Annotated in this window: 1 tRNA gene; it reads left to right on the forward strand. The window is 37.0% G+C overall.

Features of this window, described 5'->3' with window-relative positions:
• Nucleotides 1-29 precede the first annotated feature (29 nt).
• Nucleotides 30-103: transfer RNA gene (locus tag EOJ36_RS11865), tRNA-Ala, on the forward strand.
• The last annotated feature ends 186 nt before the right edge of the window (nucleotides 104-289 follow it).

Consider the following 289-nt stretch of genomic DNA (forward strand, 5'->3'; position numbering starts at 1 on the left):
AGAAAAGAGCAAGACCTTAAAAGAATTTTGGGGGATTAGCTCAGCTGGCTAGAGCACCTGCCTTGCACGCAGGGGGTCAACGGTTCGAATCCGTTATTCTCCACCCAAAACTTTAGAACTGAAGAATTTTAGAACTTTAGAACTGAAGAACTGAAGAACTGAAGAACTGAAGAATCTAAGAACTGAAGAATCTAAGAACTGAAGAATCTAAGAACTGAAGAATCTAAGAACTGAAGAATCTAAGAACTGAAGAAAAATTGAGCTAAAGTTAAAGAGTAAAGAGTAAAAA

Source organism: Sandaracinomonas limnophila, assembly GCF_004005965.1.
GTDB lineage: Bacteria > Bacteroidota > Bacteroidia > Cytophagales > Spirosomataceae > Sandaracinomonas > Sandaracinomonas limnophila.